Consider the following 477-nt stretch of genomic DNA (forward strand, 5'->3'; position numbering starts at 1 on the left):
ATCTGGATCTGGTGATGATCGCCGGGCGATACACCCTGCTCGAGCAGCCAGCGGCGGAAGAACTGCTCCCGCTGTGCGTGGAGCGCGGGGTCGGCGTGGTCAACGCTGCCGTGTACAACTCCGGATTGCTGGCGACCGACCGGCCCAAGCCGGATGCCTCGTATAACTACGACACGGTCCCGGAAGAGCAGTTCCGCAGAGCCCAGGCCCTCGCCGAGTGCTGCGCGGAGTTCGGGGTGCGGCTGCCCGAGGCCGCGATCCAGTACACGCTGCGCCACCCCGCGGTGCGCACGGTCGTGGTGGGTACGTCCCGGGCTGAGGCGGTGCGGGAGAATCTGACGCGGATGAGCGCGCCCATCCCGGACGGGCTCTGGGAGGCCCTGCGGGAGCGCGGTCTGATCCCCTGAGCGCATCGCTCCGACGACCACGAAGAGACCCCCGACTCGGCGAGTCGGGGGTCTCTTCGTGGGACGAGTG

Annotated in this window: 1 protein-coding gene; it reads left to right on the plus strand. The window is 69.4% G+C overall.

The window, feature by feature from the left end; all coding sequences use genetic code 11:
* A partial coding sequence (locus OOT08_RS10670) for an aldo/keto reductase (RefSeq protein ID WP_325092627.1) occupies window positions 1-407 on the plus strand: 407 nt, incomplete at its 5' end.
* Window positions 408-477: the final 70 nt, after the last annotated feature.

The organism is Leucobacter sp. M11, from assembly GCF_035726885.1.
Classification (GTDB): domain Bacteria; phylum Actinomycetota; class Actinomycetes; order Actinomycetales; family Microbacteriaceae; genus JAPFRB01.